General features: G+C 71.2%; 24 protein-coding genes and 1 rRNA gene. 6 read left to right on the top strand and 19 right to left on the bottom strand.

Annotation, left to right across the window (positions count from 1 at the left end; genetic code table 11):
* Positions 1-59: 59 nt before the first annotated feature.
* A complete protein-coding gene (lysS, locus tag ACZ7H1_RS05785; RefSeq protein WP_470784063.1) occupies positions 60-1,799 on the bottom strand; it encodes a lysine--tRNA ligase in 1,740 nt (579 codons plus the stop codon).
* Positions 1,800-1,955: 156 nt separating this feature from the next.
* On the opposite strand from lysS, the gene argS reads away from it, so the two are divergent.
* Together argS and ACZ7H1_RS05775 are read left to right on the top strand one after the other, a co-directional pair.
* Positions 1,956-3,725 (top strand): arginine--tRNA ligase, encoded by a 1,770-nt coding sequence (argS, locus tag ACZ7H1_RS05780; RefSeq protein ID WP_470784061.1) that lies wholly within the window; start codon positions 1,956-1,958, stop codon positions 3,723-3,725.
* A gap of 154 nt (positions 3,726-3,879) precedes the next feature.
* Positions 3,880-4,686, top strand: coding sequence for a VOC family protein (locus ACZ7H1_RS05775; protein WP_470784435.1), 807 nt, complete (start codon positions 3,880-3,882; stop codon positions 4,684-4,686).
* A gap of 30 nt (positions 4,687-4,716) precedes the next feature.
* Here the strand turns inward: ACZ7H1_RS05775 and ACZ7H1_RS05770 are convergent, their stop codons facing one another.
* Entirely contained in the window at positions 4,717-4,899 is a 183-nt protein-coding gene (locus tag ACZ7H1_RS05770) for a hypothetical protein (protein WP_470784059.1), read from the bottom strand.
* Between the two features lie 54 nt (positions 4,900-4,953).
* Here ACZ7H1_RS05770 and ACZ7H1_RS05765 point away from each other — a divergent pair, with 54 nt between their 5' ends.
* Positions 4,954-5,475 carry a GNAT family N-acetyltransferase gene (locus tag ACZ7H1_RS05765; RefSeq protein WP_470784058.1) on the top strand — a complete coding sequence of 174 codons (522 nt, stop codon included), beginning with the start codon at positions 4,954-4,956 and terminating at the stop codon, positions 5,473-5,475.
* A gap of 29 nt (positions 5,476-5,504) precedes the next feature.
* On the opposite strand, the gene ACZ7H1_RS05760 is transcribed toward ACZ7H1_RS05765, so the two are convergent.
* From ACZ7H1_RS05760 to ACZ7H1_RS05720, 9 genes are all read right to left on the bottom strand, one after another.
* Positions 5,505-5,777, bottom strand: coding sequence for a DUF1876 domain-containing protein (locus ACZ7H1_RS05760; protein ID WP_470784057.1), 273 nt, complete (start codon positions 5,775-5,777; stop codon positions 5,505-5,507).
* A 54-nt stretch (positions 5,778-5,831) separates the two neighbouring features.
* A complete protein-coding gene (locus tag ACZ7H1_RS05755) occupies positions 5,832-6,524 on the bottom strand; it encodes an alpha/beta fold hydrolase (protein ID WP_470784056.1) in 693 nt (230 codons plus the stop codon).
* Positions 6,525-6,659: 135 nt separating this feature from the next.
* Positions 6,660-7,166 (bottom strand): GNAT family N-acetyltransferase, encoded by a 507-nt coding sequence (locus ACZ7H1_RS05750; protein ID WP_470784054.1) that lies wholly within the window; start codon positions 7,164-7,166, stop codon positions 6,660-6,662.
* A 41-nt stretch (positions 7,167-7,207) separates the two neighbouring features.
* Positions 7,208-8,206, bottom strand: a complete 999-nt coding sequence (hemB, locus tag ACZ7H1_RS05745; protein WP_470784052.1) for a porphobilinogen synthase — start codon at positions 8,204-8,206, stop codon at positions 7,208-7,210.
* 95 nt (positions 8,207-8,301) lie between these two features.
* Complete coding sequence (locus ACZ7H1_RS05740; protein ID WP_470784051.1) at positions 8,302-9,969, bottom strand: bifunctional uroporphyrinogen-III C-methyltransferase/uroporphyrinogen-III synthase; 1,668 nt, start codon at positions 9,967-9,969, stop codon at positions 8,302-8,304.
* A complete protein-coding gene (gene hemC, locus ACZ7H1_RS05735; RefSeq protein WP_470784049.1) occupies positions 9,966-10,940 on the bottom strand; it encodes a hydroxymethylbilane synthase in 975 nt (324 codons plus the stop codon). Before hemC ends, ACZ7H1_RS05740 begins: the two co-directional genes overlap by 4 nt.
* Positions 10,937-12,637: a glutamyl-tRNA reductase gene (locus tag ACZ7H1_RS05730; RefSeq protein WP_470784047.1), complete on the bottom strand. Its 1,701-nt coding sequence runs from the start codon at positions 12,635-12,637 to the stop codon at positions 10,937-10,939. Before ACZ7H1_RS05730 ends, hemC begins: the two co-directional genes overlap by 4 nt.
* Positions 12,634-13,401 (bottom strand): redox-sensing transcriptional repressor Rex, encoded by a 768-nt coding sequence (locus ACZ7H1_RS05725; protein WP_470784045.1) that lies wholly within the window; start codon positions 13,399-13,401, stop codon positions 12,634-12,636. Before ACZ7H1_RS05725 ends, ACZ7H1_RS05730 begins: the two co-directional genes overlap by 4 nt.
* A 273-nt stretch (positions 13,402-13,674) precedes the next feature.
* Positions 13,675-13,953, bottom strand: a complete 279-nt coding sequence (locus ACZ7H1_RS05720; RefSeq protein ID WP_470784043.1) for a glutaredoxin family protein — start codon at positions 13,951-13,953, stop codon at positions 13,675-13,677.
* Between the two features lie 107 nt (positions 13,954-14,060).
* On the opposite strand from ACZ7H1_RS05720, the gene ACZ7H1_RS05715 reads away from it, so the two are divergent.
* The 3 genes from ACZ7H1_RS05715 to ACZ7H1_RS05705 all read left to right on the top strand — a co-directional run bounded on the left by ACZ7H1_RS05715 (position 14,061) and on the right by ACZ7H1_RS05705 (position 17,570).
* Positions 14,061-15,008: an HAD family hydrolase gene (locus tag ACZ7H1_RS05715; protein WP_470784041.1), complete on the top strand. Its 948-nt coding sequence runs from the start codon at positions 14,061-14,063 to the stop codon at positions 15,006-15,008.
* Between the two features lie 318 nt (positions 15,009-15,326).
* On the top strand, positions 15,327-16,133 hold the full coding sequence (locus tag ACZ7H1_RS05710) for an ECF subfamily RNA polymerase sigma factor, BldN family (protein WP_470784039.1): 807 nt from the start codon (positions 15,327-15,329) through the stop codon (positions 16,131-16,133).
* Between the two features lie 216 nt (positions 16,134-16,349).
* Positions 16,350-17,570, top strand: coding sequence for a DUF5667 domain-containing protein (locus tag ACZ7H1_RS05705; RefSeq protein ID WP_470784037.1), 1,221 nt, complete (start codon positions 16,350-16,352; stop codon positions 17,568-17,570).
* Positions 17,571-17,606: 36 nt separating this feature from the next.
* On the opposite strand, the gene ACZ7H1_RS05700 is transcribed toward ACZ7H1_RS05705, so the two are convergent.
* From ACZ7H1_RS05700 to rrf, 8 genes are all read right to left on the bottom strand, one after another.
* Positions 17,607-18,641 carry a lysophospholipid acyltransferase family protein gene (locus ACZ7H1_RS05700; RefSeq protein ID WP_470784035.1) on the bottom strand — a complete coding sequence of 345 codons (1,035 nt, stop codon included), beginning with the start codon at positions 18,639-18,641 and terminating at the stop codon, positions 17,607-17,609.
* Positions 18,641-19,696 (bottom strand): NAD-dependent epimerase/dehydratase family protein, encoded by a 1,056-nt coding sequence (locus ACZ7H1_RS05695; RefSeq protein WP_470784033.1) that lies wholly within the window; start codon positions 19,694-19,696, stop codon positions 18,641-18,643. The genes ACZ7H1_RS05700 and ACZ7H1_RS05695 overlap by 1 nt, the downstream gene beginning before the upstream one ends.
* Before the next feature lie 101 nt (positions 19,697-19,797).
* Positions 19,798-19,896 carry a 30S ribosomal protein bS22 gene (locus tag ACZ7H1_RS05690; protein WP_003948845.1) on the bottom strand — a complete coding sequence of 33 codons (99 nt, stop codon included), beginning with the start codon at positions 19,894-19,896 and terminating at the stop codon, positions 19,798-19,800.
* Between the two features lie 164 nt (positions 19,897-20,060).
* Positions 20,061-20,270, bottom strand: coding sequence for a helix-turn-helix domain-containing protein (locus ACZ7H1_RS05685; protein ID WP_158708561.1), 210 nt, complete (start codon positions 20,268-20,270; stop codon positions 20,061-20,063).
* A gap of 128 nt (positions 20,271-20,398) precedes the next feature.
* Entirely contained in the window at positions 20,399-21,214 is an 816-nt protein-coding gene (locus ACZ7H1_RS05680; protein WP_470784031.1) for a phosphatase, read from the bottom strand.
* A 91-nt stretch (positions 21,215-21,305) separates the two neighbouring features.
* Complete coding sequence (locus ACZ7H1_RS05675; RefSeq protein ID WP_470784433.1) at positions 21,306-22,454, bottom strand: acetoin utilization protein AcuC; 1,149 nt, start codon at positions 22,452-22,454, stop codon at positions 21,306-21,308.
* A complete protein-coding gene (locus ACZ7H1_RS05670; protein WP_470784029.1) occupies positions 22,426-23,679 on the bottom strand; it encodes an MFS transporter in 1,254 nt (417 codons plus the stop codon). Before ACZ7H1_RS05670 ends, ACZ7H1_RS05675 begins: the two co-directional genes overlap by 29 nt.
* Before the next feature lie 479 nt (positions 23,680-24,158).
* Positions 24,159-24,275: ribosomal RNA gene (rrf, locus tag ACZ7H1_RS05665) — 5S ribosomal RNA — on the bottom strand.
* Positions 24,276-24,410 lie beyond the last annotated feature (135 nt).

Below are 24,410 nucleotides of genomic sequence, written 5' to 3'. Positions count from 1 at the left end.
GCCGCCGCCCCGGGAACGTCCGGGGCGGCGGCCCTCCGTCTTCGTGCCTGGCGTGCGCGTCAGGCGGCGAGCAGCTTGCGCACCCGGTCGGCGCCGACCGCCAGCAGCAGCGTGGGCAGCCGCGGCCCGGTCTCCCGGGTCACGAGCAGGCGGTAGAGCAGCGCGAAGAAGGTGCGCTGGGCGACCTTCAGCTCGGGGGTCGGCTTGGCGTCCGGCTCCAGTCCGGCCATGACCTTCGGCACGCCGTAGACGAGCGTGGTCAGGCCCTCCAGCGACCAGTGCGAGTCCAGGCCCTCGAGCAGCAGCTCGAGGGAGCGGCGGCCTTCGTCGTCCAGCGAGGCGAGCAGCTCGGTGTCGGGCTCCTCGCGGACCAGGGTGCGCTGGTCGGCCGGGACCTGGGTGGTGATCCAGTTCTCGGCGCGGTCCAGGCGGGGCCGTACCTCGTCGAGGGAGGTGATCGGGTGTGCCGGGTCGAGGTCGCTCAGGATCCGCAGGGTCTGCTCGTCGTGGCCGGCGGTGATGTCGGCGACGGAGGCGAGCGTGCGGTACGGGAGCGGGCGCGGGGTGCGCGGCAGCTCGCCGGCCGCGGTGCGGACGGCGCGCGAGTGGGCGGCGGCGTCGGCGGGCAGCACGGTGCCGTCGGCGACCTTGCCCTCCAGCTTGTCCCACTCGTCGTAGAGCCGCTGGATCTCCTGGTCGAAGGCGATCTTGAACGACTGGTTCGGGCGGCGGCGGGCGTAGAGCCAGCGCAGCAGCTGGGGCTCCATGATCTTCAGCGCGTCGGCCGGGGTCGGCACGCCGCCCTTGCTGGACGACATCTTGGCCATGCCGGAGATGCCGACGAAGGCGTACATGGGGCCGATGGGCTGGGTGCCGCCGAAGAGGTGGACGATCTGGCCGCCGACCTGGAAGGACGAGCCGGGCGAGGAGTGGTCGACGCCCGAGGGCTCGAAGTGGACTCCCTCGAAGGCCCAGCGCATGGGCCAGTCGACCTTCCAGACGAGCTTGCCGCGGTTGAACTCGCTGAGCTTGACCGTCTCGGTGAACTCGTCCTCGGTGCAGACGTACGTCAGCTCCGTGGTCTCGTCGTCGTACGACGTGACCTTGGTGAAGTCCTTGTTGCACTCGCCGCAGTACGGCTTGTACGGGAAGTACTCGGCGCCCTCGGCGCTGCCGTCGTCCTCGCCGGCCGCACCGGAGCCCTCGGCGGCCTCCAGCTCGGCTTCGTCGAGCGGCTTCTGCGACTTCTTCGCGCCGGGCTTCTGCTTGGTGCGGTACTGGGCGAGCACGGCGTCGATGTCGCCGCGGTGCTTCATCGCGAACAGGACCTGCTCGCGGTAGGTGCCCTTGGTGTACTGCTCGGTCTGGCTGATGGGGTCGTACTCGACACCCAGCTCGGCGAGCGCCTCGACCATGGCGGCCTTGAAGTGCTCGGCCCAGTTCGGGTACGCGGAGCCGGCCGGCGCCGGTACGGCGGTCAGCGGGCGCCCGATGTGCTGGGCGTGCGTCTCCTCGGAGACCCCGGGGATGCCCGCGGGCACCTTGCGGTAGCGGTCGTAGTCGTCCCACGAGATCAGGTGGCGGACCTCGTACCCGCGGCGGCGGATCTCGTCGGCGACCAGGTGCGGGGTCATGACCTCGCGGAGGTTGCCGAGGTGGATCGGACCGGACGGGGAGAGGCCGGACGCGACGACGACGGTTTTCGCGCCCGGCGCACGGCGCTCCGCCTCGGCGATGACCTCGTCCGCGAAACGGGAGACCCAGTCGGTCTCGGTGCTGCTCTGGGCGCTCTCAGCCACGACACGTCCTTCTTACTCGATTGCTGGCTTGAACATTCTCCCAGACGGAAGGGCTCGCCCCGGGGTTGCTTTTTATGCCGCGAGACGGCAGGTCCCTGCATGGGATACTCGTCACTCGTACGACATACGCATGCACTCTCACAGGAATGGCAGCCCATGGCCTCGGTCCCTTCCCTCGCTTCGACCGTCAATCAGCGCGTCGCCGCCGCCCTCGTCTCCGCTCTGCCGGAGGCCGGTGCCGTCGACCCCCTGCTGCGACGAAGCGACCGGGCCGACTTCCAGGCCAACGGCATCCTGGCGCTCGCGAAGAAGGCCAAGGCCAACCCGCGGGACCTGGCCGTGAAGGTGGTCGAGGGCCTGGACTCGGGTGACGTGCTGAAGGAGGTCGAGGTCTCGGGCCCCGGCTTCCTGAACATCACGGTCACCGACAAGGCGATCATCGAGACGCTCGCGGCGCGCGCCGCGGACGCCCGGCTCGGCGTGCCCGTGAACCCGCACGCCGGCACCACGGTCATCGACTACGCGCAGCCGAACGTCGCCAAGGAGATGCACGTCGGTCACCTGCGGTCCGCGGTGATCGGTGCGGCAATGGTCGAGATCCTGGAGTTCACCGGCGAGACGGTGGTCCGGCGCCACCACATCGGCGACTGGGGCACCCAGTTCGGCATGCTCATCCAGTACCTGCTGGAGCACCCGCACGAGCTGGACCACAAGGGCGGCGCGGAGGTCTCCGGCGAGGAGGCCATGTCGAACCTGAACCGGCTGTACAAGGCCTCGCGTGCGCTGTTCGACTCGGACGAGGAGTTCAAGACGCGCGCCCGCGCCCGGGTCGTGGACCTCCAGGCCGGTGACGAGCAGACCCTCGCCATGTGGCAGCGGTTCGTGGACGAGTCAAAGATCTACTTCTACTCGGTCTTCAACAAGCTCGACATGGACATCCAGGACGCGGACGTGGTCGGCGAGTCCGGCTACAACGACATGCTGGTGGAGACCTGCCGGCTGCTGGAGGAGTCGGGTGTCGCGGTCCGGTCGAACGGCGCGCTGTGCGTGTTCTTCGACGAGTACAAGGGCCCGGACGGCAACCCGACCCCGCTGATCGTGCAGAAGTCGGACGGCGGCTTCGGCTACGCGGCCACCGACCTGTCGGCGATCCGCGACCGGGTGGGCAACCTGAAGGCCACCGAGCTGATCTACGTCGTGGACGCCCGCCAGTCCCTGCACTTCAAGATGGTCTTCGAGACCGCCCGCCGGGCCGGCTGGCTGAACGACGACGTCAAGGCCGTCCAGCTGGCGTTCGGCACGGTCCTGGGCGCGGACGGCAAGCCGTTCAAGACCCGTGAGGGCGAAACGGTGCGGCTGGTCGACCTGCTGGACGAGGCCGTGGACCGGGCGACGGCCGTGGTCCGCGAGAAGGCCGAGAAGGTCGGCCTCAGCGAGCAGGAGATCGTCGAGAACGGCCAGTACGTGGGCATCGGCGCCGTGAAGTACGCGGACCTGTCGACGTCTGCCGCGCGCGACTACAAGTTCGACCTGGACCAGATGGTCTCGCTGAACGGCGACACGTCCGTGTACCTCCAGTACGCGTACGCCCGTATCCGCTCGATCCTGCGGAAGGCGGGCGACCGCAAGCCGGTCGCCCACGCGGAGCTGGAGCTGGCTCCGGCGGAGCGGGCGCTGGGCCTGCACCTGGACGGGTTCGGCGAGCTGGTCTTCGAGGCGGCGGCGGACCACGCCCCGCACAAGGTCGCGGCCTACCTGTACCAGCTGGCCTCGCTGTTCACGACGTTCTACGACCAGTGCCCGGTCATCAAGCCGGAGCCGGAGCAGGTCGTCGGGGAGAACCGGCTGTTCCTGTGCGACCTGACGGCCCGGACGCTGTCGAAGGGCATGTCCCTCCTCGGCATCCGGACGCCCGAGCGCCTCTGACGCTTCCCGCGCCATCCGGCGGCCCCCGGCGCACCCGCGCCGGGGGCCGCCGTGCTTCCGGATTCCCCCGAACGGCCCGATTCCGGGTGCCGGGTGCGGGTAGGGGTCGGGCCGTCCAACGCCCGTTCCCCCCACTGGAGGCCTCGTGCCCACCATGCCCGGCCCGTACCGGCCCGGTACCCCCTGCTGGATCGACATCATGGTCCCGGACCAGCAGGCGGCCATCGACTTCTACAGCGACCTGTTCGGCTGGCAGGGCGAGATCGGCCCGCCCGAGCAGGGCGGGTACACGGTCTGCCACCTCAAGGGACAGCCGGTCGCCGGGATCATGAAGGCGATGAATCCGGACGGGACCGTCCCGGACCCGCTGCCGCCGGTCGCCTGGACCTCGTACTTCGCCACGGACGACATCGCCGCCTCGGTACAAGCGAGCGGCGCCGCGGGCGGCGCCACCGTCGTGGAGGCCATGGACGTCATGGACCTCGGCAAGATGGCCGTCCTCGCCGACCCCACCGGGGCCGTGTTCGGCCTCTGGCAGGCGGGGACCTTCCCCGGCGCGGGGATCGTCAACGAGCCCGGCGCGGTGATCTGGAACGAACTCGCGACCAACGACCCGAAGGCCGCGATCGCGTACTACGAGGCGACGCTGCCGGTCGCGACGGCCGCTTCCGAGGTGCCCGGCGCCGACGGGTACACCGAACTGAAGGTCAACGGCCGTTCGGTGGGCGGGATGATGGGCCTGGAGCAGCACCCGCCCGGCACCCCGCCGCACTGGCTCGCGTACTTCGACGTCGACGACGCCGACAGCGTGCAGGCGGCGGCCGTACGGGCGGGCGGCTCGGTCCTGGCCCCGGCGTTCGACATGCCGGTGGGGCGGATGGCGGTCCTCGCCGACCCGCAGGGCGGCGTCTTCGCGGTGATCAAGACGGCGGACGCGCCGCAGCAGCCCGACCCCAAGTAGCCGGGAGCAGCCAGCCGCTGTCAGCCGCAGTCAGCCGCCGGAACGGCCCTGCACCAGCAGGGCCGGCCCGTCGAGGATCCGGTCGAGACCGAAGCGGAATTCGGCGTCCGGGTCCCCGTCGGGCCCGGCGGCCGGGTCCCCGGATTCGAGGAGCCGGGTGACGGCCGGGTGCGGGCCTGGTGCGCGGGCATCACGGCGTACTGCGCGGAACACGGCAACGCGGGGTGTGCGATGCTGCGGGCTCGTGTCCGCGACCCCGGGGAAATCGTGAGAACTGACGTAAGCCTCCACCCACTTGACGAGCCGCTCCTTCAGGCGCTGCTCGCCGCCGCCGTCGCCGACGCGGATCCGTTCGAGGTCATGCCGCCGGTGGACGTGGACGGGCCGCCCGGATGGACCGGGGTGCGCCAGGACGCCTTCCTCGGCTTCCACCGGTCGCGGGCGCTCGCCACCGAGCCGGTCGAGGTCACGTACGCCATCGCGGTGGCCGGGCAGGTCGTCGGCGCGGCCCGGCTGTGCCCGCTCGACGAGCCGCCCGGCACCGTCGAGGCAGGCGTGTGGATCGCGCGCGGCCATCGCGGAGCCGGGGTCGGCGGGGCCGTGCTCCAGCGGATGATCTCGCTCGCCCGGACCGCCGGCTTCGGCGCGTTCTTCATCAGCACCAAGCCGGAGAACACCGCCGTCCTGCGGCTGCTCGACGCGCTGGGTGCGGTCGCCGTGCGCGAGGGCGACCACGTGACCTCGACGATCAACCTGGGTGCGGAGCCGCCGGAGGGTGCCCGGTCCTGACGGGCCGGGCACCCTCCGCCCTCACTCACTCACTGGTTCAGCGGGTAGGAGTGCCTGCCCGTCGCCTCGTCGATCTCGGTGTGCGCTTTCTGGAGCATCTGCGAGGCGATGTCCATCAGCGCGCGTGCGCCCGCGATCTCCTCGCCGACCCTCAGCTGTGCTGGGTCGGAGGGGTGCCGCAGCGCGTAGCCGCGGGCCTTGATTTCAGTGCCGTCACCGAGCCTGACCAGAGCCGCCGCGCTGGTGCGGTGGCCCTCCTCGGTGAATTCCAGCTCTACGTGCCACCCGACGAGTGTGGACATCGTGGATCACCTCCGGAGTCGCCCTCTCACTCCAGGGTGCGCCCGGTACGGGTCCTACGCGAGACGGACCAGGGCGGGGTCGGCGGCCAGCAGGATCCCCAGGAGCTCCTCGGGGGCGTCGCCCATGACGTCGTGGCCCGAGTCCACCGTGTGGACCTGCCAGAACGGGTCCGCGCTGAGCCACTCGTACAGGTCGCGGAAGGGCGATTCGCCGTCCCAGCCGCTCGCGTAGACGTAGGTGCGGGGCAGGGCGCTGAAGCGGGGGCCCGCCTCCAGGCGCAGCTGCTGGAGCAGGGAGGCCAGCGGGTGGGCGGTGGCGCGGGGGTCGAAGAACGGCAGCGGCTCGGACGAGTGGCCGTCCTCGCCGACGCCGCTCATGTAGCAGGCGCGGGTGTCCTCCGAGACCAGCGCCGAACAGGAGTCGCCGTCGCCGGGCACCATGGCGTCCACGTACACCAGTCCCGCCACCCGCTCGGCGGCCCGGTCGGCGGCGCCGGTGATGACCATGCCGGCGTAGCTGTGACCGACGAGGACGGCGTCGGTGACGTCCTCGTCCTCCAGCAGGCTGACGACGTCGGCGATGTGGGTGTCGAGGTTCACGGAGGCGTTCAGCAGGTGCTTGCGGGCGCCCACGCCGGTGAGGGACAGCGGGTAGGCCTGATGGCCGGCCGCGCGCAGCTGCCGGGCGAGCGGCTCCATGGTCCAGGCCCCGTGCCAGGCACCCGGCACCAGTACGTACGTCGCCATGTCACTCCCCTTCTTCCGGTTCCGCGTCAATGGTCGGCACGATCTTGCCCAGGGCCGGTCGAGTCCCGCTCGACTCGTGCGCCCCGGCGGGCGGCAGTGCGCGCGGCGCCTCTCGCGCACCGCCTGCCGGCGCACTCACCACACGGCGCGGCGGTAGCGGACTTCGGTGAGCGCCGTCCCGTCGTAGTCGTCCTGCCGGGCGGCGCCGTCGGCCGTGTAGCCGGCCTTCTCGTAGAACCGGCGGGCGCGCTCGTTGCCTTCGAGGACCCACAGGACCACCGGGCCGGGAGCCGCACCTTCGTGCACGGCGTCGAGGAGCGCCCGGCCCGCCCCGCTGCCGATCAGGTCCGGCCGTACGTACAGGGTGTACAACTCCCCCGCGCCGGCGGTCTCTTCGTCCTGGGAGGGGCCGTGGCAGGCCCAGCCGACGGTCCCGCCCCGGTCGTCGACGGCCACCAGGTCGGTCACGGCACGGCCGGGCGCGGCGAGGCGCTCCCGCATCCGCTGCTCGTTGTCCTCGACGCTCATGGCGTCCAGGTAGGACCGGGGCACGATCCCGGCGTACGCGGCCTGCCAGCCGCGGACCCGTATCCGGGCCACCGCCGGGACGTCACCCTCGTCCATGATCCGTACGCGTGTCATGCGGGCCACCCTAGACAGGTGCCCGGCGCACGCCTACGGCTTTACCGGTCGCGCAGCCAGCCCGCGACCTCGGTCGCCCAGTAGGTGAGGATCGTGTCCGCGCCCGCCCGCTTGATGCCGAGCAGGGTCTCCAGGATGGCCCGGTCGCGCTCGACCCAGCCCTTCTCGGCGGCCGCCTCGATCATCGCGTACTCGCCGGAGATCTGGTACGCGGACACCGGCACGTCCACGGCCTGCGCCACCCGGTACAGGATGTCCAGGTACGGGCCGGCCGGCTTCACCATCACCATGTCGGCGCCCTCTTCGAGGTCGAGCGCCAGTTCGCGCAGCGACTCGCGGGCGTTCGCCGGATCCTGCTGGTACGACTTGCGGTCGCCCTGGAGGGACGACGCCACGGCCTCGCGGAAGGGGCCGTAGAACGCGGACGAATACTTCGCCGTGTACGCGAGGATCGCCACGTCCTCGTGGCCCGTCTCGTCCAGCGCGTCGCGGATCACGCCGACCTGGCCGTCCATCATCCCGCTCGGGCCCACCACGTGCACGCCCGCGTCGGCCTGGACCTGCGCCATCTCGGCGTACCGCTCCAGGGTGGCGTCGTTGTCCACGCGGCCCTCGGAGTCCAGGACACCGCAGTGCCCGTGGTCCGTGTACTCGTCCAGGCACAGGTCGGACATGATCACCAGGTCGTCGCCGACCTCGGCCTTCACGTCGCGGATCGCGACCTGGAGGATGCCGTCCGGCTCCGTGCCCGCCGTACCCAGCGCGTCCTTGTTCTCGTCCGCGGGCACGCCGAACAGCATGATGCCCGCGACCCCGGCCTCGACCGCCTCGGCGGCGGCCTTCCGCAGGGTGTCACGGGTGTGCTGGACCACCCCGGGCATCGCCGAGATCGCCAGCGGCTCGGACAGCCCCTCCCGCACGAAGGCCGGGAGGATCAGGTCCGAGGGGTGCAGCCGGTTCTCGGCCACCATCCGCCGCATCGCGGGCGTGGTGCGCAGCCGGCGGGGCCGCGAACCGGGGAAGGATCCGTACACGCTCATGTTCAGTTCGCCTCAAGCTTCCACGCGTCGAGCATCCGACAGGAGGGACCCGGCGCAGCACCGCACGGCACCGCGCCGGACCCGCACCACGAAGCCTAGGTCGTACGGCGGCGGCGTGCGCCGGGGCGCCGCTCGCTCGGACGCGCGACCGTCTCGCCGGCCTCCTTCGCCGCGTCCCGGCGCGCCGCGCCGTACTCGGCCAGCGCCTCGGCCAGCTTGCTCACGCTCGGCTCCGGGGACAGGACGTCCACGCGCAGCCCGTGCTCCTCGGCCGTCTTCGCCGTCGCCGGGCCGATGCACGCGATCACGGTGACGTTGTGCGGCTTGCCGGCGATGCCGACGAGGTTGCGCACGGTCGAGCTCGACGTGAAGAGCACCGCGTCGAAACCGCCGCCCTTGATCGCCTCGCGCGTGTCGGCCGGCGGCGGCGAGGCGCGCACGGTCCGGTAGGCGGTCACGTCGTCGACCTCCCACCCGAGCTCGATGAGCCCGGCGACCAGCGTCTCCGTCGCGATGTCCGCCCGCGGCAGGAACACCCGGTCGATCGGGTCGAAGACCGGGTCGTACGGCGGCCAGTCCTCCAGCAGCCCGGCGGCCGACTGCTCACCGCTCGGCACCAGGTCCGGCTTCACACCGAACTCGACCAGTGCGGCGGCGGTCTGCTCGCCCACCGCGGCGACCTTGATGCCCGCGAAGGCACGGGCGTCGAGCCCGTACTCCTCGAACTTCTCCCGCACCGCCTTCACGGCGTTGACGCTCGTGAAGGCGATCCACTCGTACCGGCCGGTGACCAGGCCCTTGACCGCCCGCTCCATCTGCTGCGGGGTCCGCGGAGGCTCGACGGCGATCGTCGGGACCTCGTGCGGCACCGCACCGTACGAGCGCAGCTGCTCGGAGAGCGAGGCCGCCTGCTCCTTCGTCCGCGGGACCAGGACCCGCCAGCCGAAGAGCGGCTTCGACTCGAACCAGGCGAGCTCGTCACGGCGCGCGGCGGCACTGTGCTCACCGACCACGGCTATGACCGGCTGGTGTCCCTCGGGCGAGGGGAGCACCTTGCCCTGCTTGAAGACCTGGGCGATCGTCCCGAGCGTGGCGCTCCACGTCCGCTGCCGGGTCGTCGTACCGGCGACCGTCACCGTCAGCGGGGTGTCGGGCTTGCGCCCGGCCGTCACCAGCTCGGCGGCGGCCGCGCCCACCGTCTCCAGCGTCGCCGAGACGACCAGCGTCCCGTCGCTCGCCCCGACCTCGCTCCAGCAGCGCGCCGACGCGGTCTTCGCGTCGACGAACCGCACGTCCGTGCCGTCCTTGTCGCGCAGCGGCACACCGGCGTACGCGGGCACGCCGACGGCCGTCGCGACACCGGGGACCACCTCGAACGGAATGCCCGCGGTGGCGCACGCGAGCATCTCCTCGGCCGCGCTGCCGTCCAGACCGGGGTCGCCGGTCACCGCACGGACGACCCGCCTGCCGGAGCGCGCAGCCTCCATGACAAGATTGGCCGCGTCCCGGATAACCGGCACCCCGGCGGCTGCTGACACTTCGTCAGCGACCGTCAGCTGCCGCGTGTCGACACCCGTGCGCGCATGCGTGCGCACGACGTCGAGCACCTCGGGCTCCGCGATCAGTACGTCCGCGGCGGCGAGGGCCTCGACGGCACGCAGCGTGAGCAGTCCCGGATCGCCGGGGCCGGCACCGAGGAAGGTGACGAGCCCGTGGGCCGCGAAGGCCGGAAGTGCGGAGGTGGTGGACCTTGTGGGGCTCAACTTGCTCGCTCCCCCATCAGACCGGCCGCACCCTTCGCCAGCATCTCGTCCGCGAGTTCGCGGCCGAGCGCCATCGCCTCGTCATACGACTGGGGCACGGGACCGGTGGTGGACAACTGCACCAGCGAGGAGCCGTCGGTGGTACCGACCACACCCCGCAGGCGCATTTCGTTGACAACCTGCCCGTCCGCCGACAGGTCGGCGAGCGCACCCACGGGTGCGCTGCAGCCGGCCTCGAGGGCGGCGAGCAGGGACCGCTCGGCGTACACGGCGGCCCGGGTGTGCGGGTCGTCGAGCGCGCCGAGAGCGGCGATGAGGTCTGCGTTGTCCGCAAGACACTCGACCGCCAGCGCCCCCTGGCCGGGGGCGGGCAGAACATTGTCGACCGACAGGTACTCGGTCACTTCCTCGCTGCGCCCGATCCTGTTCAGACCGGCGGCGGCCAGGACCACTCCGTCGAGCTCGCCGTTGCGCACGTACCCGATCCGGGTGTCGACATTCCCGCGGATCGCGACCGTCTCGATGCGCTTGCCGAGCTGCGCGGCGTACGCGTTCAGCTGGGCCATGCGGCGCGGCGAGCCGGTGCCGATGCGGGCACCGTCGGGCAGCTGCTCGAAGGTCAGCCCGTCACGGGCCACCAGCACGTCCCGCGGGTCCTCCCGCTTCGGGATCGCGGCGAGCACCAGCTCGGCGGGCTGCGCGGTCGGCAGGTCCTTGAGCGAGTGCACGGCGAAGTCGACCTCACCGCGGACGAGGGCGTCGCGCAGCGCGGTCACGAACACGCCGGTGCCGCCGATCTGCGCGAGGTTCTCCCGCGAGACGTCGCCGTACGTCGTGATCTCCACGAGTTCGACGGGCCGGCCGGTCAGGGCGCGCACCGCCTCGGCAACGTGCCCGGACTGGGACATGGCCAGCTTGCTGCGCCGCGTCCCGAGCTTCAGAGGCTGCTGGGCAGCAGGGCCTGAGTTCATGATGCCCGTCCTGTTTCCTTGACGCTCTGCACGTCACCGTCGGTCAGGTCGGCCCGGCTGACGGAAGCCACCGTCTCCGGGTCGAGGTCGAAGAGTTCGCGCAGCGCCTCGGCGTACCCGGCGCCGCCGGGCTCGCTCGCGAGCTGCTTGACCCGCACGGTCGGTGCGTGCAGGAGTTTGTCGACGACGCGGCGCACGGTCTGGGTGACCTCGGCGCGCTGGCGTTCGTCCAGTTCCGGAAGCCGTCCGTCCAGGCGTGCGACCTCGCCCGCCACGACCTCGGCGGCCATGGCGCGCAGGGCGACGACGGTGGGCGTGATGTGCGCGGCCCGCTGGGCGGCGCCGAACGCCGCGACCTCGGCCGCGACGATGTCGCGCACGAGCTCCACGTCGGCGGCCATGGGCGCGTCCGCGCTGGCCTCCGCGAGGCTCTCGATGTCGACGAGCCGTACGCCGGGGATCCGGTGGGCCGCCGCATCGATGTCACGCGGCATGGCGAGATCGAGCAGCGCGAGCCGCACGGGCGCGCCGTTGCTGTGCTCGACCCGGGCTCCCTTGCGGGGCTGCCGCTGCGCGGCCGCCTCGCCCTGGTCGGCCCAGGCTCCGTGCAGCTCGAGCGAGTTGGCGTCGACCCCGGCGAGCGCGGACCGCCCGTCCCCGACGACCGGGCACCCGTCCGCGTCGACCACGGCCTCGGCCGCCCCGCCACTGAGCGTCCGCGCGGCCCCGGCATCGGCGATCCGCCCGTGCACGGCAGCCGCCTCGGCAAGCTTGGCGACGAGCGACGAATCCAGCCCGACATCCAGCCCCGCCGGCGTTTGAGGCGCGGGGTCCGGGGTGGAGCCCCGGGAGACGGAGGGCTCCCACGCCACAGCCGCGGCAACGTCGTCCCCGCTCAGCACCAAGCCAGTGGCACCCGTACACGACACCGCGACATCGACTCGTGTCAGCTCGGCCGAAACGTCGTCCATCGCCACCGCACGGGCGGCGACACCCGTACCGGAAGCCCCCAGGATCTCCGCCAGCCGCTCCGCCCGCTCCCGCGTCCGGTTCGCGACCACGATCTCGCCCACACCGGCCCGCGCCAGCGTCGCCGCCGCGAGGGAGGACATCGACCCGGCGCCGATCACCAGGGCCCGCTTGCCCGCGGCCCACTCCTCGACCGGCACGCCGACCGCGAGCTGCTCCAGCCCGAAGGTGACCAGCGACTGCCCGGCCCGGTCGATCCCGGTCTCCGAGTGCGCGCGCTTGCCGACGCGCAGCGCCTGCTGGAAGAGGTCGTTGATCAGCCGGCCCGCGGTGTGCAGGTCCTGCCCGAGCGCGAGCGCGTCCTTGATCTGGCCGAGGATCTGGCCCTCGCCGACGACCATCGAGTCCAGTCCGCAGGCCACCGAGAAGAAGTGGTGGACGGCCCGGTCCTCGTAGTGCACGTAGAGATAAGGAGTGAGCTCCTCCAGCGCGACACCGCTGTGCTGGGCGAGCAGCGTGGACAGCTCGGCGACGCCCGCGTGGAACTTGTCCACGGTGGCGTACAGCTCGATGCGGTTGCAGGTGGCGAGGACGGCCGCCTCGGTCGCCGGCTCCGCCGCCAGCGTGTCGTGCAGCAGCTTGACCTTGGCGTCGGGGGACAGCGCGGCCCGCTCCAGCACGCTGACCGGCGCGCTGCGGTGGCTCAGGCCTACGACGAGCAGACTCATGCCGGCATCACCGCCGGGAGGTCGCCCTCCGGGCCGGGACCGTCCTTGCGGGCGGCGGCGCCTCGCGCGGCCGGGGGCACGGCGGCGGCGGCCGCGGCCTCCTCGCCGGCCTTGCGCTGCTCGTGGAACGCGAGGATCTGCAGCTCGATCGAGAGGTCGACCTTGCGCACGTCCACGCCGTCCGGCACCGACAGCACGGTCGGCGCGAAGTTCAGGATCGAGGTGACGCCCGCAGCGACCAGGCGGTCGCACACCGGCTGGGCCGCGCCCGCAGGGGTCGCGATGACACCGATCGAGACACCGTTGTCCTCGATGATCTTTTCGAGGTCGTCGCTGTGCTGCACGGGCATGCCGGCGACCGGCTTTCCGGCCATCGCGGGGTCGGCGTCGATCAGCGCGGCGACGCGGAAGCCACGGGAGGCGAACCCGCCGTAATTGGCCAGGGCGGCGCCGAGGTTGCCGATGCCGACGATGACGACCGGCCAGTCCTGCGTGAGGCCGAGTTCACGGGAGATCTGGTAGACGAGGTACTCGACGTCGTAGCCGACACCGCGGGTGCCGTACGAACCGAGGTAGGAGAAGTCCTTGCGCAGCTTGGCGGAGTTGACTCCCGCGGCGGCGGCCAGCTCCTCGGAGGAGACGGTGGGCACCGACCGCTCGGACAGCGCGGTGAGGGCCCGCAGGTACAGCGGGAGCCGGGCGACAGTGGCCTCGGGAATGCCTCGGCTGCGGGTCGCCGGTCGGTGAGTTCGGCCAGTTGCCACGATGCTCCTGCGGGATGAGCGGGGCTGCAGGCGGCCACTTGTCCCAGGACCGCCCCGTCGAATGCAGGCTATGTCTTTGTGAACGCGTGCACAAAGATTGTGTCCGCTTTGTCCGACCAAAGTGACCGGGGTCACGCGTTGCGGACATGCACTGCGGGAACTACGGGCACCCGCCACGCGTCCCCATTCCGACGGGGGCAAAACGGAACACACTCCTCATCCATACGCCCCCGGGACCGCTCAAATCGCCCACGATGGTAACCGCAAGGGTGCTCAGGCAACCAATGCGCGACGGAGCCGGTCCGGGTTCACCCGCCAGAAGGTGTGCTGCTCGCCGTCGACCAGCACCACCGGGATCTGCTCCCAGTACAACCGGTACAGCTCCTCGTCCTGCGAGATGTCCTTCTTCTCCCACCGCGCGCCCGTCTCGGCGCAGACTTTCCCGATCACTTCCTCGGCATCGTCACAAAGGTGACAGCCGGGCTTCCCGATGAGCGTGACCACCCGCTCGCCGGGACTCTTCTTTTCCTTACGACGCAGCAAAGGGCTCATGCCCCCATTCTCGCGCGCCGGCCGCGTAACACCGGCGCCCCGCACTGTTCACGCACCTGCATCCCGGTGGTTCGGGAAGTTCCGAACACAATGGCTATGCTCGCTCCATGGCCGCTCTGAGATGGCTCACCCCCGGTAAGCGCCCTGCAACAGCCCGGAGCGTGCTGGCGGGCGAGGCCTCCGCCGAGGCCGCGCGCAAGACCACCCAGGAGAGCCAGGCGCTCGACGGACTGGTCCCGGGCGAGGCCGCCGAGCCCGGCGAACCCGCCTTCCCCGTGGTGGGCGACGAGAACGCCGCCGCCTTCTTCGACCTCGACAACACCGTCATGCAGGGCGCCGCGATCTTCCACTTCGGCCGCGGCCTCTACAAGCGCGAGTTCTTCCAGCGCCGCGAACTGGCCCGGTTCGCCTGGCAGCAGGCCTGGTTCCGGATCGCCGGCGTCGAGGACCCCGAGCACATGCAGGACGCCCGCGACAGCGCCCTGTCCATCGTCAAGGGCCACCGGGTGTCCGAGCTCACGGCCATCGGCGAGGAGATCTACGACGAGTACATGGCCGAGCGGATCTGGCCGGGCACCCGCGCCCTGGCCCAGGCCCACCTCGACGCCGGCCAGCGGGTCTGGCTCGTCACCGCGGCCCCCGTCGAGACCGCCACGATCATCGCCCGCCGCCTCGGCCTGACCGGCGCCCTCGGCACCGTCGCCGAGTCCGTGGACGGCGTCTACACCGGACGGCTCGTCGGCGAGCCGCTGCACGGGCCCGCGAAGGCCGAGGCCGTGCGCGCACTCGCCGCCGCCGAAGGCCTCGACCTCGACCGCTGCGCCGCGTACAGCGATTCGCACAACGACATCCCGATGCTGTCGCTGGTCGGACATCCGTACGCGATCAATCCCGACACAAAACTGCGCAAGCATGCCCGCGCACACGACTGGCGGCTGCGCGACTACCGGACCGGCCGCAAGGCGGTCAAGGTCGGCATCCCGGCGGCCGCCGGGGTCGGCGCGCTCGCGGGCGGCACCGCCGCAGCCGTGGCCCTGCACCGCCGCCGCCGGTAATCCGGCGCATTCTCCCAGCTCTACCCCCGGCTTCCCGCGCCCACGCGGACGGGCCGGACTCGGCCACAACAAGCTTTGGAAGCAGGCATTCCGCACACAGAAGTGATCAGCAACCGATCACGAACAGCGACCGAATATGCCCTCGACACGCAACAGAAGTGTCGGAACCGGTGATTTGAGCAACTGGGTGTAGTGCTGCCTGTACGAAGCGTTATTCTCCTCAAACGCATACGGGCACCCCTTCGTCACCGGTCATCCGGTCGGCGAGTCAACAGCCCGCACTGCACGTGTGATGGAAGCTCTGCCTCTGGGAGTCCCGTGTACCCACCTGTCGGGGTTGACGCCTCGGGCCTGGCTACGCTCCGCGCAGTGGTCCTCGACCACCTGCGCGGTTTCGTCCCCACCGCGTACGCCACCCCTGCATTCGCCGCTGCGGTCCCTGCCGGCCTCGGCCCTGCCGGTCCCTGCTATGCCCTGACCGACGGCGGAGCGACGGTCGGCAGACGCGGCCGCGGCGGTGGCGGCACGGCGGGCTCGGCAAGCACCACCACCGCCCGCCGTCCCACCGCGGACAGCGACAGCGCCCGCATGATGGACCTCGTCGAACGGGCACAGGCCGGTGAGGCCGAGGCCTTCGGCCGCCTGTACGACCAGTACAGCGACACGGTCTACCGCTACATCTACTACCGCGTCGGCGGCAAGGCGACGGCGGAGGACCTCACCAGCGAGACCTTCCTGCGCGCCCTGCGCCGGATCTCCACGTTCACCTGGCAGGGACGCGACTTCGGCGCCTGGCTCGTGACGATCGCGCGCAACCTCGTGGCGGACCACTTCAAATCCAGCCGGTTCCGGCTGGAGGTCACCACGGGCGAGATGCTCGACGCCAACGAAGTCGAACGCAGCCCCGAGGAATCGGTCCTGGAGTCGCTGTCCAACGCCGCCCTGCTGGAGGCGGTGCGCAAGCTCAACCCCCAGCAGCAGGAGTGCGTGACCCTGCGCTTCCTCCAGGGCCTCTCGGTCGCCGAGACGGCCCGCGTGATGGGCAAGAACGAAGGCGCCATCAAGACCCTCCAATACCGTGCCGTCCGCACGCTGGCCCGGCTGCTGCCGGACGACGCCCGCTGACCCCGACTCAACATCCGGTGCCCCTTCGATGACGCTGTGGTCCGATCATCCTCCGTCCGTAACCCAACTGCCGCGCCGCTCGTTGTGCGGAATGCAGGCTCCCTGTGGACACGCCATGCCCGCGGCGACTCACTCGAAAGAGTGGATGCGCTCAAGGCAGGCAACCTTCCGGATACACAGGAGAGTCGATCGTCATGACGAGAGGAGGTGCCGCCAGTGATCGCGAACGTTTCGGCGCACCGGCGGGCGAACGCCTTCGCCCAGGCCCTGCAGGATCAGACACCGTCTGACCCTGCAGAGACGGCGGCCCAGCAGTCCGAGGCGCCGGCCGAGGCCGCCGAACCGGGCGGACACGACCGGCTGTTGGCCCTGGCGAGCGCGCTCGGCGAACTGCCGCGCCCGGTGCTGGATCCCGAGGTCAAAGTGGTGCAGCGAGCGCAGCTCGTCGCCGCCATGGAGGCCATGGTGATGGAGGGGACTCTGGGCGGTGCCCCCTCGGACCCTCAAGTGCCCGAACAGCGGACCGGCCGTGGCGCCCATCGGGCGACCCCGCTCCGGAAACTGCGGCCCCGCTCCCGCTGGTCCAAGGGCATCGCAGCGGGCGGCCTCACGGTCGGTGTGGCCGCGGGGGCCTTCAGCGGGGTGGCCGCTGCCAGCACCGACGCCCTGCCGGGTGATTCGCTGTACCCGGTCAAGCGCGGTATGGAGGACATCCGGCTGGGGATGACCGAGGACGACGGAGACCGGGGCGAGCTCTACCTCGACCAGGCCTCCACCCGGCTCCACGAAGCGCGCCGCCTGATGGAGCGCGACAAGGCCGGTGCCCTCGACCACGAATCCCTGGGCGAGATCAGGCGGGCGCTGTCGGGCATGAGGCACGATGCCGAAGAAGGGCACCGGCTTCTTCACACGGCGTACGAACGGGACGGCGAACTGGGCCCCATCCAGGCCCTGTCCTCCTTCTCCCGTTCGCACCGGGACGCCTGGGGCAAGCTCCGCGAGCGGCTGCCCGTGCAGCTGACCGACGTGGGCGACCAGGTGAACTCCGTCTTCGACGCCATAGACGAAGAAGTCGGGCCGCTGGAGTCCCTTCTGCCGCGCACGCCGCAGCAGAAGCGCCAGTCCACCCCGGTCGGCACCACGGACCAGGGCACCGGCGCGCCCGCGCAGGGCAGTCCCGCTTCCCCGGTCGGCACCCCGTCCGCGGACCCGGGCAAGGCCCAGGAGCGTCCGCAGCCCAGCACCCCGGGCAAGGACGACAGCGGTGACGACGACGGCCTGCTCGACGGCGGGGCCGGGGGCCTGCTCGACCCGCCCCTGTCGGAGCCGAGCCCGGGTCCGACGCCCGACAAGTCGGCCGAGCCGGACATCACCCTGCCCCCGATCCTCCCGGGCATCCTCCCGGGCCTGGGGCTGGGCGCCGAGGACGTCGGCTAGCCGGGTGCAGCGGCGGTCGGAAGGGTCCGCAAGGACTCAGAAGAACACCGACCGCCGCTGCACCAGCAGTTTGTAGAGCGTGTGCTGGATCTGCTCGCGGACCTGGTCCGTGAGGTTGAACATCAGCATCGGGTCCTCCGCCGCCTCCGGCGGATATCCGTCCGTCGGGATCGGCTCGCCGAACTGAATCGTCCACTTCGTCGGCAACGGCACCGCCCCCAGCGGCCCCAGCCACGGGAACGTCGGCGTGACCGGGAAGTACGGCAGCCCCAGCAGCCGCGCCAGCGTCTTCGCGTTGCCGATCATCGGGTAGATCTCCTCCGCCCCGACGATCGAGCACGGCACGATCGGCGTGCCCGCGCGCAGCGCCGTCGAGACGAACCCGCCCCGTCCGAACCGCTGGAGCTTGTACCGGTCTCCGAACGGCTTCCCTATCCCCTTGAAGCCCTCCGGCATCACCCCGACCAGTTCCCCGGCCTCCAGGAGCCGCTGCGCGTCCTCCGCGCACGCCAGCGTGTGACCCGCCTTCCGCGCCAGCTCGTTCACCACCGGCAGCATGAAGACCAGGTCCGCCGCCAGCAGCCGCAGGTGCCGCTGCGCCGGGTGCCGGTCGTGGACCGCCACCTGGAGCATCAGCCCGTCCAGGGGCAGCGTCCCCGAGTGGTTGGCGACGATCAGCGCCCCGCCCTCGGACGGGATGTTCTCGATGCCCTTCACCTCGACCCGGAAGTACGAGTCGTACAGCGGCCGGATCAGCGACATCAGGACCTGGTCGGTGAGCTCCTTGTCGTACCCGAACTCGTCGACCTCGTAATCGCCCGTCAGCCGGCGCCGCAGGAAGGCCAGCCCGCCCGCGATCCGCCGGTCCCAGCCGCTGCGGCCCGGCCCGGAGTCCCGTACCGCCGACTCCTGCTCCCGCGCGGGCTCCGGGTCTGCCGGGAGCGCGCTCACCGCGGGCGCCTGCGACGGCACTGGCCGCCGTGCAGCACCCCGGCGTCGCGGGGCCCGCTGCGAGGCCCCCCGCGTCCGCTCGCGGTCGTCGTCGAACGGAATGACCTTGGCGTCGGCCACTATCGGTGCGCTCCCTCTTCGGTCCGATCGGCATCCAGCAGCTGCGCGACCCGGTCCACGGTCCGCGCCAGCGTCTGCGGCGGCAGCAGCCCGGTCCCCCGGCTCGCCGCGAAGTCCGCGAAGGTCTCGGCCGTCGTGTACTGGGGCGTGAAGCCCAGCACCTCCCGCATCTGCGTGGTCTGTACGACCCGCCCGTGCGTCAGCAGCCTGATCTGCTCCGGCGAGAAGTCCGTGACCCCCACCGCCCGCAGCGCCGACCCCACCCAGGTGACGGCCGGCAGCAGCAGCGGCACCGTCGGGCGCCCCAGCCGCCGCGAGCACTGGGACAGCGTCAGCACACCGTCCCCGGCGATGTTGAACGTGCCGCTGTTGAGGCTCCCGCGCGGCGGCTCGCCCGCGACGAGCGCCAGCACGTCCAGGACGTCGTCCTCGTGGACGAACTGCAGCCGCGGGTCGTAGCCGAACACCGTCGGCAGCACGGGCATGGAGAAGTACTCGGCGAGTGAGGAGTCCGCCCGCGGCCCCAGGATGTTCGCGAACCGCAGCACGCACACCGCCACGTCCGGCCGGCGCCGCGCGAAACCGCGGACGTACCCCTCGACCTCGGCCGCGTCCTTCGGGAAGCCGCCGCCGGGCTGGGACTTCGGCTGGGTGGACTCGGTGAACACCGCCGGATCCCGCGAAGCGGCGCCGTACACGTTCGTCGCGGACTTCACGACCAGGCGGCGCACCGTCGGAGACTTCTGGCAGGCACCGAGCAGCTGCATGGTGCCGATGACGTTGGCCTCCTTCACGGAGGTCCGGCCGGCGCTGCCGAGCGGGGTGCCGGTCACGGCCAGGTGCACCACCGTGTCGACCGCGTGCTCGGCGAGGATCCGGGCGATCGCCGGCTGCCTGATGTCGGCGCGGACGAAGGTGGCCGAGCCCAGCCGCTGCGCAGGCTCCACGGCGTCCACCGCGATCACCTGCGCCACGTCGGGATCCCGCTGGATGCGCCGTACGAAACGGCTCCCGAGCTGCCGGGCAGCCCCGGTGACGAGCACGACCCTACCCAAGATCAGCGCCTACCCTTCGGAACGTCCGCCACGGTCCTTATACACCTCAGCCCCTCCACCATGATGGTGGAGGGGCTGAGGAGAACACGTACAGCTGCCGTTTACTTCTTGTTACGGCGCTGAACGCGGGTGCGCTTCAGCAGCTTGCGGTGCTTCTTCTTGGCCATCCGCTTACGCCGCTTCTTGATAACAGAGCCCACGACTACCCTCGCTCACTTGGTCAACCCCCGCGTTGGCGGGGACATCTCGGTGCGGGGCTGTCTGGGCCCACACGACCTACGTCGGCCTAGCCTACCCGCCGCAGGGCTGAGCTTGTAATCCGCATGCCCCGGAGCCCCCCGAAGGGAACTCCGGGGCATCAGTATCAGGCCGACTCCACCCCCACATAGGACTCCCGGAGGTACTCGTGGACCGCATTCTCGGGGACCCGGAAGGACCGGCCCACCCGGATCGCGGGCAGGTGACCGTTGTGCACCAGGCGGTACACGGTCATCTTCGACACTCGCATCACCGAGGCGACCTCCGCCACGGTCAGGAACACGACCTCACTGAGAGGCCTCTCGCCAGCAGCCATGACACACCTTGACCTTCCGCGCAGGACGGGCACCGGCTTCCCCTCCGGTTACTCCTCGTCGTCGCACGCTCACTCCCCAGAGTAGGGGCGGGTGATACGAGTGGGGAAGAGGAGCAGCGGCCATGGAATTACCCCGACAGACTCGCCCGATTGAGTACATAGCGTGTGAGCGGTCGGTAGTAGTCCGAGCGCACCGCGTCATCCAGCGGAACGGCCACCGCGACCCGTCCCTCTGCCTCTCCGACGAACAGTGCGGGATCGTCCGTGTCCGCCAGCCCGATGGCCTCCAACCCCAGCTGACCTGCCCCGCAGACCCATCCGTGGTCCCCGATGACGAGCTCCGGCAGCGGCCCGCCGGCCTCCGCGAGAGCCCCCAGGGCGAGCCTCACGGGCAGCGGAGAATGGGTGTGTGCGCCGGTGACACTCCCCGGCGCCCGAGCGCCGGGTTCCCGCACCAATGCGACGCCCCGTACGTAATCGAGGGTGTACGGACGTACGCCGAAGCGGGTCGTCATGTCGACACGGTGACCCTGCGCCGGGGTGAGGACTTCACATCCCGCCGCCGACAACGCCTCCGCCAATGTGGTGTAGAAGCCCAGGAGGCGGTGCGGATGGCCCGTCCCCAGGAGCACGGGCGCCCGCGCCGCGACCACGCGCCGCAACCGCTCCGCGAACGCCTCGAGCCCTGACAGCGTCCGCTCCGGGTCGATCACGTCCGGCCCCGTCACATGACCCGGATCCGCCGACACGCCGCACTTGTCCGCCATCAGGCTCAGCAGGTCACCCTCGCCCCAGCCCCATTCGGGATCCAGCCCCAGCAGCACCCGCGGATCCCGCGCGGCGAACAGCCGGTAGCTGCGCAGGCTCTCTTCCCGGGACGTCGCCACGGGCCCGGCCAACCGGGCGGCCAGCAGGTGCGCACGCAGAGCGCCGGTGCTCAACACCCTCCGATGCTGCCGCACCCGAGCTGACGAAGCGCCACTAACCCGCAGACGCCCCACACTTGGCCTAACAGCCCCCTGCGGACGGACCGTTTCAGGCCAGCAGCCCGCGCAGCGGGAACACCGCCCGCCGGGTCGCCAGGATCGCCTGGTCCGTACGGTCCGCCGGGTCGTACCCGGCCTCCCACTCCCGCCACTGCGGGCTGCGCCCGTCCGTCATCCGGGCGGGCGCCGGCTGCCGCGTCCTCGCGTACGCCTCGTCGCGCCACGACGCCGGCACCACCGACTCCGGAGCCACCGGCCGGTGCGCCGCGATCCCCACCAGATGGGTCCACGACCGCGGTACGACGTCCACGACCGCGTATCCCCCGCCGCCCAGCGCGACCCAGCGGCCGTCCGAGTGGGCGTGCGCGAGCTCGTGACAGGCCTCCTGCACGGCTCGCTGGGCGTCCAGCGAGACCGCGAGGTGCGCGAGCGGGTCCTCGAAGTGCGTATCGGCCCCGTGCTGGGTGACGAGCACCTGCGGCCGGAAGTCCTCCAGCAGCTCCGGCACGGTCGCGTGGAAGGCCCGCAGCCAGCCCTCGTCGCCCGTCCCGGCGGGCAGCGCGATGTTCGCGGCCGAGCCCTCCGCCGCCGGCCCGCCCGTCTCCTCCGGCCAGCCCGTCTGGGGGAACAGCGTCCGCGGATGCTCGTGCAGCGAGATCGTCAGCACGCGCGGGTCGTCCCAGAACGCCGCCTGCACGCCGTCGCCGTGGTGGACGTCCACGTCCACGTACGCCACCCGCTCGGCGCCCAGCTCGAGCAGCCGCGCGATCGCCAGGGCAGCGTCGTTGTACACGCAGAAACCGGCCGCCCCGCCCGGCATGGCGTGGTGCAGACCGCCCGCGAAGTTCACCGCGTGGTCCGCCTCCCCGTGCCACACGGCCTCGGCGGCCGCCACCGACTGCCCAGCGATCAGCGCGGACGCCTCGTGCATGCCGTGGAAGGCCGGATCGTCCACGGTCCCCAGACCGTACGACCCGTCGGCCACGCCCGGATCGGCGGACACCTCCCGCACAGCGGCCACGTAGTCCTCGCGGTGCACCAGCCGCAGCGTCGAGTCACCGGCGGCCCTGGCCGCCCGTACCTCGATCTCCCGGTCGAGCCCGAAGGCCCGCACCAGCCCCATGGTCAGCGCCAGACGCACCGGATCCATCGGATGGCCGGGCCCGAAGTCATACTCCGTTACCGCCTCGTCCCACATCAACAACCCGGTCACCGAACCGCCGCTCATGGGCGACACCGTATCGGGCGTCCTGCGCACCGAACGAGCGGGCGTAGAAGAGTGTGATCAGTACCAACCCCATCGGGACCAGCATCGCGCCCCGGTAGCTCCAGGCGTCGCCGAGTCCGCCGACGAGCGGGGATCCGATCAGGAACCCCACGTAGTTGAAGATGTTGAGCCGCGCGACGGCCGCGTCCGAAGCCCCCGGGCCGTACTTCTCGAAGGCGTGCCGCCCCGCCGCCGCGAAGGTCTGCGGCACGATCACGCACAGCCCCAGCCCCAGCAGCGCGAACCCGAGCATGCCCACCCACGCCCCGGGCGCCACCGCCACGACCCCGAACCCGCCCGCGGCCACCAGCGTCCCCGCACGCACGACGGCCACGGCTCCGAACCGCCGCACCCCCAGGTCCCCCACCGCCCGCCCGAGCAGCGTGGTCACCATGTAGACGTTGTACGGGACGGTCGCCAGCTGCTCGGAGCCACCCAGCACGTCCTGCAGGTACTTGGCACTCCAGTTCGCCACCGTCGAGTCACCGATGTACGCACACGCCATCACCAGACACAGCGGCAGCAGCAGCCCGAACTGCACGGCCCGGCCGCCCCCTTCTCCGGCCCCGTCGGCCCCGGGCACCGGCTGCTGGTCCACGTACCGCCGGCTGCCCAGCAGCACGAGCGGCACCAGCACGGCCACGGCCGGGAGGTAGCTGACGAAGAGGCCGAGGTGCCAGTGCGCCCCCGCCCAGGCCGCGGAGGCGCCCACGATCCCGCCCAGGCTGTACGTCGCGTGGAAGCCCAGCATGATGCTGCGCCCGTACTCCCGCTGGAGGCTGACGCCGAGCATGTTCATGGAGGCGTCGAGCGCGCCGACGGCGAGCCCGAACAGGCCGAGCGCCACGGCCACGTGCCACAGCTCGCGACCCGCGCCCACCCCCAGCAGCGCCAGCAGCACCAGGGGCTGCGAACACCGCAGCACGGCGCTGGGGGCGACCCGCTTCACGAGCTTCTCGGTGGCGACGCTGGCGACCCCGGCGAGGATCGGAACGGCGGCGAGGAAGACGGGCAGCAGGCCGTCGGATATCCCGTACCGGTCCTGGATGCCGGGGATCCTCGTGACGAGGAGGGCGAAGGTGACCCCCTGGGCAAAGAAGCTGATTCCCAGGGAGGCGCGCCCGCGCCGCAGCCGCACGTCTGCCGTTGCCGTCATGGCGGCACAGCGTAGGGCGGCGGGCTACCGGTGGGTAGAGAGATCACACGAGTAGTTCGGGGAGCGAAACCTGCCGCGAGTCAGAGGTTCACACGCTTGAGGTAGACCCGGCAGCGGTGCGGGATGGTCTGGTACCAGGCCATCAGGCGGTCGTCCTCGTAGGCCCTCAGCCGCATGGGGGCGGGATCCTCGTACCGTCCATGGCCCTGCTGACGAGCTCGGTCACAGGCCGATGTCCCGCTGAGCGTCGGCCAGAAGGCGGCTGCTCGTCTCCATGGAAGCCTGGAACGCCTTCGTCGGACGGCGTCTCGAAGCGCCTCGCGCGTCATGGCCGGCTGGGAGATCAGGGGCCCCAGCTTCTGCGTGCTGTGCTGCCATCGTGTCCTCCACGGGCAACCCTACGACGCCCAGCGCGGACAGAGAGCCCTGAACGCAGAAAAGCCCCGCACCATAAGGTGCGGGGCTTTCCCACAATGATTGTTCGGCGGCGTCCTACTCTCCCACAGGGTCCCCCCTGCAGTACCATCGGCGCTGAAAGGCTTAGCTTCCGGGTTCGGAATGTAACCGGGCGTTTCCCTAACGCTATGACCACCGAAACACTATGAAGATATCAACCGGATGAAAACACGGTCGTTACTTCAGAACTAACACAGTGGACGCGAGCAACTGAGGACAAGCCCTCGGCCTATTAGTACCAGTCAGCTCCACCCGTTACCGGGCTTCCACATCTG

It is taken from the genome of Streptomyces sp. NPDC037401 (assembly GCF_055602345.1).
The sequence above is the reverse complement of the archived record's forward strand: the minus strand, read 5'-3'. Positions and strand labels throughout refer to the sequence as shown.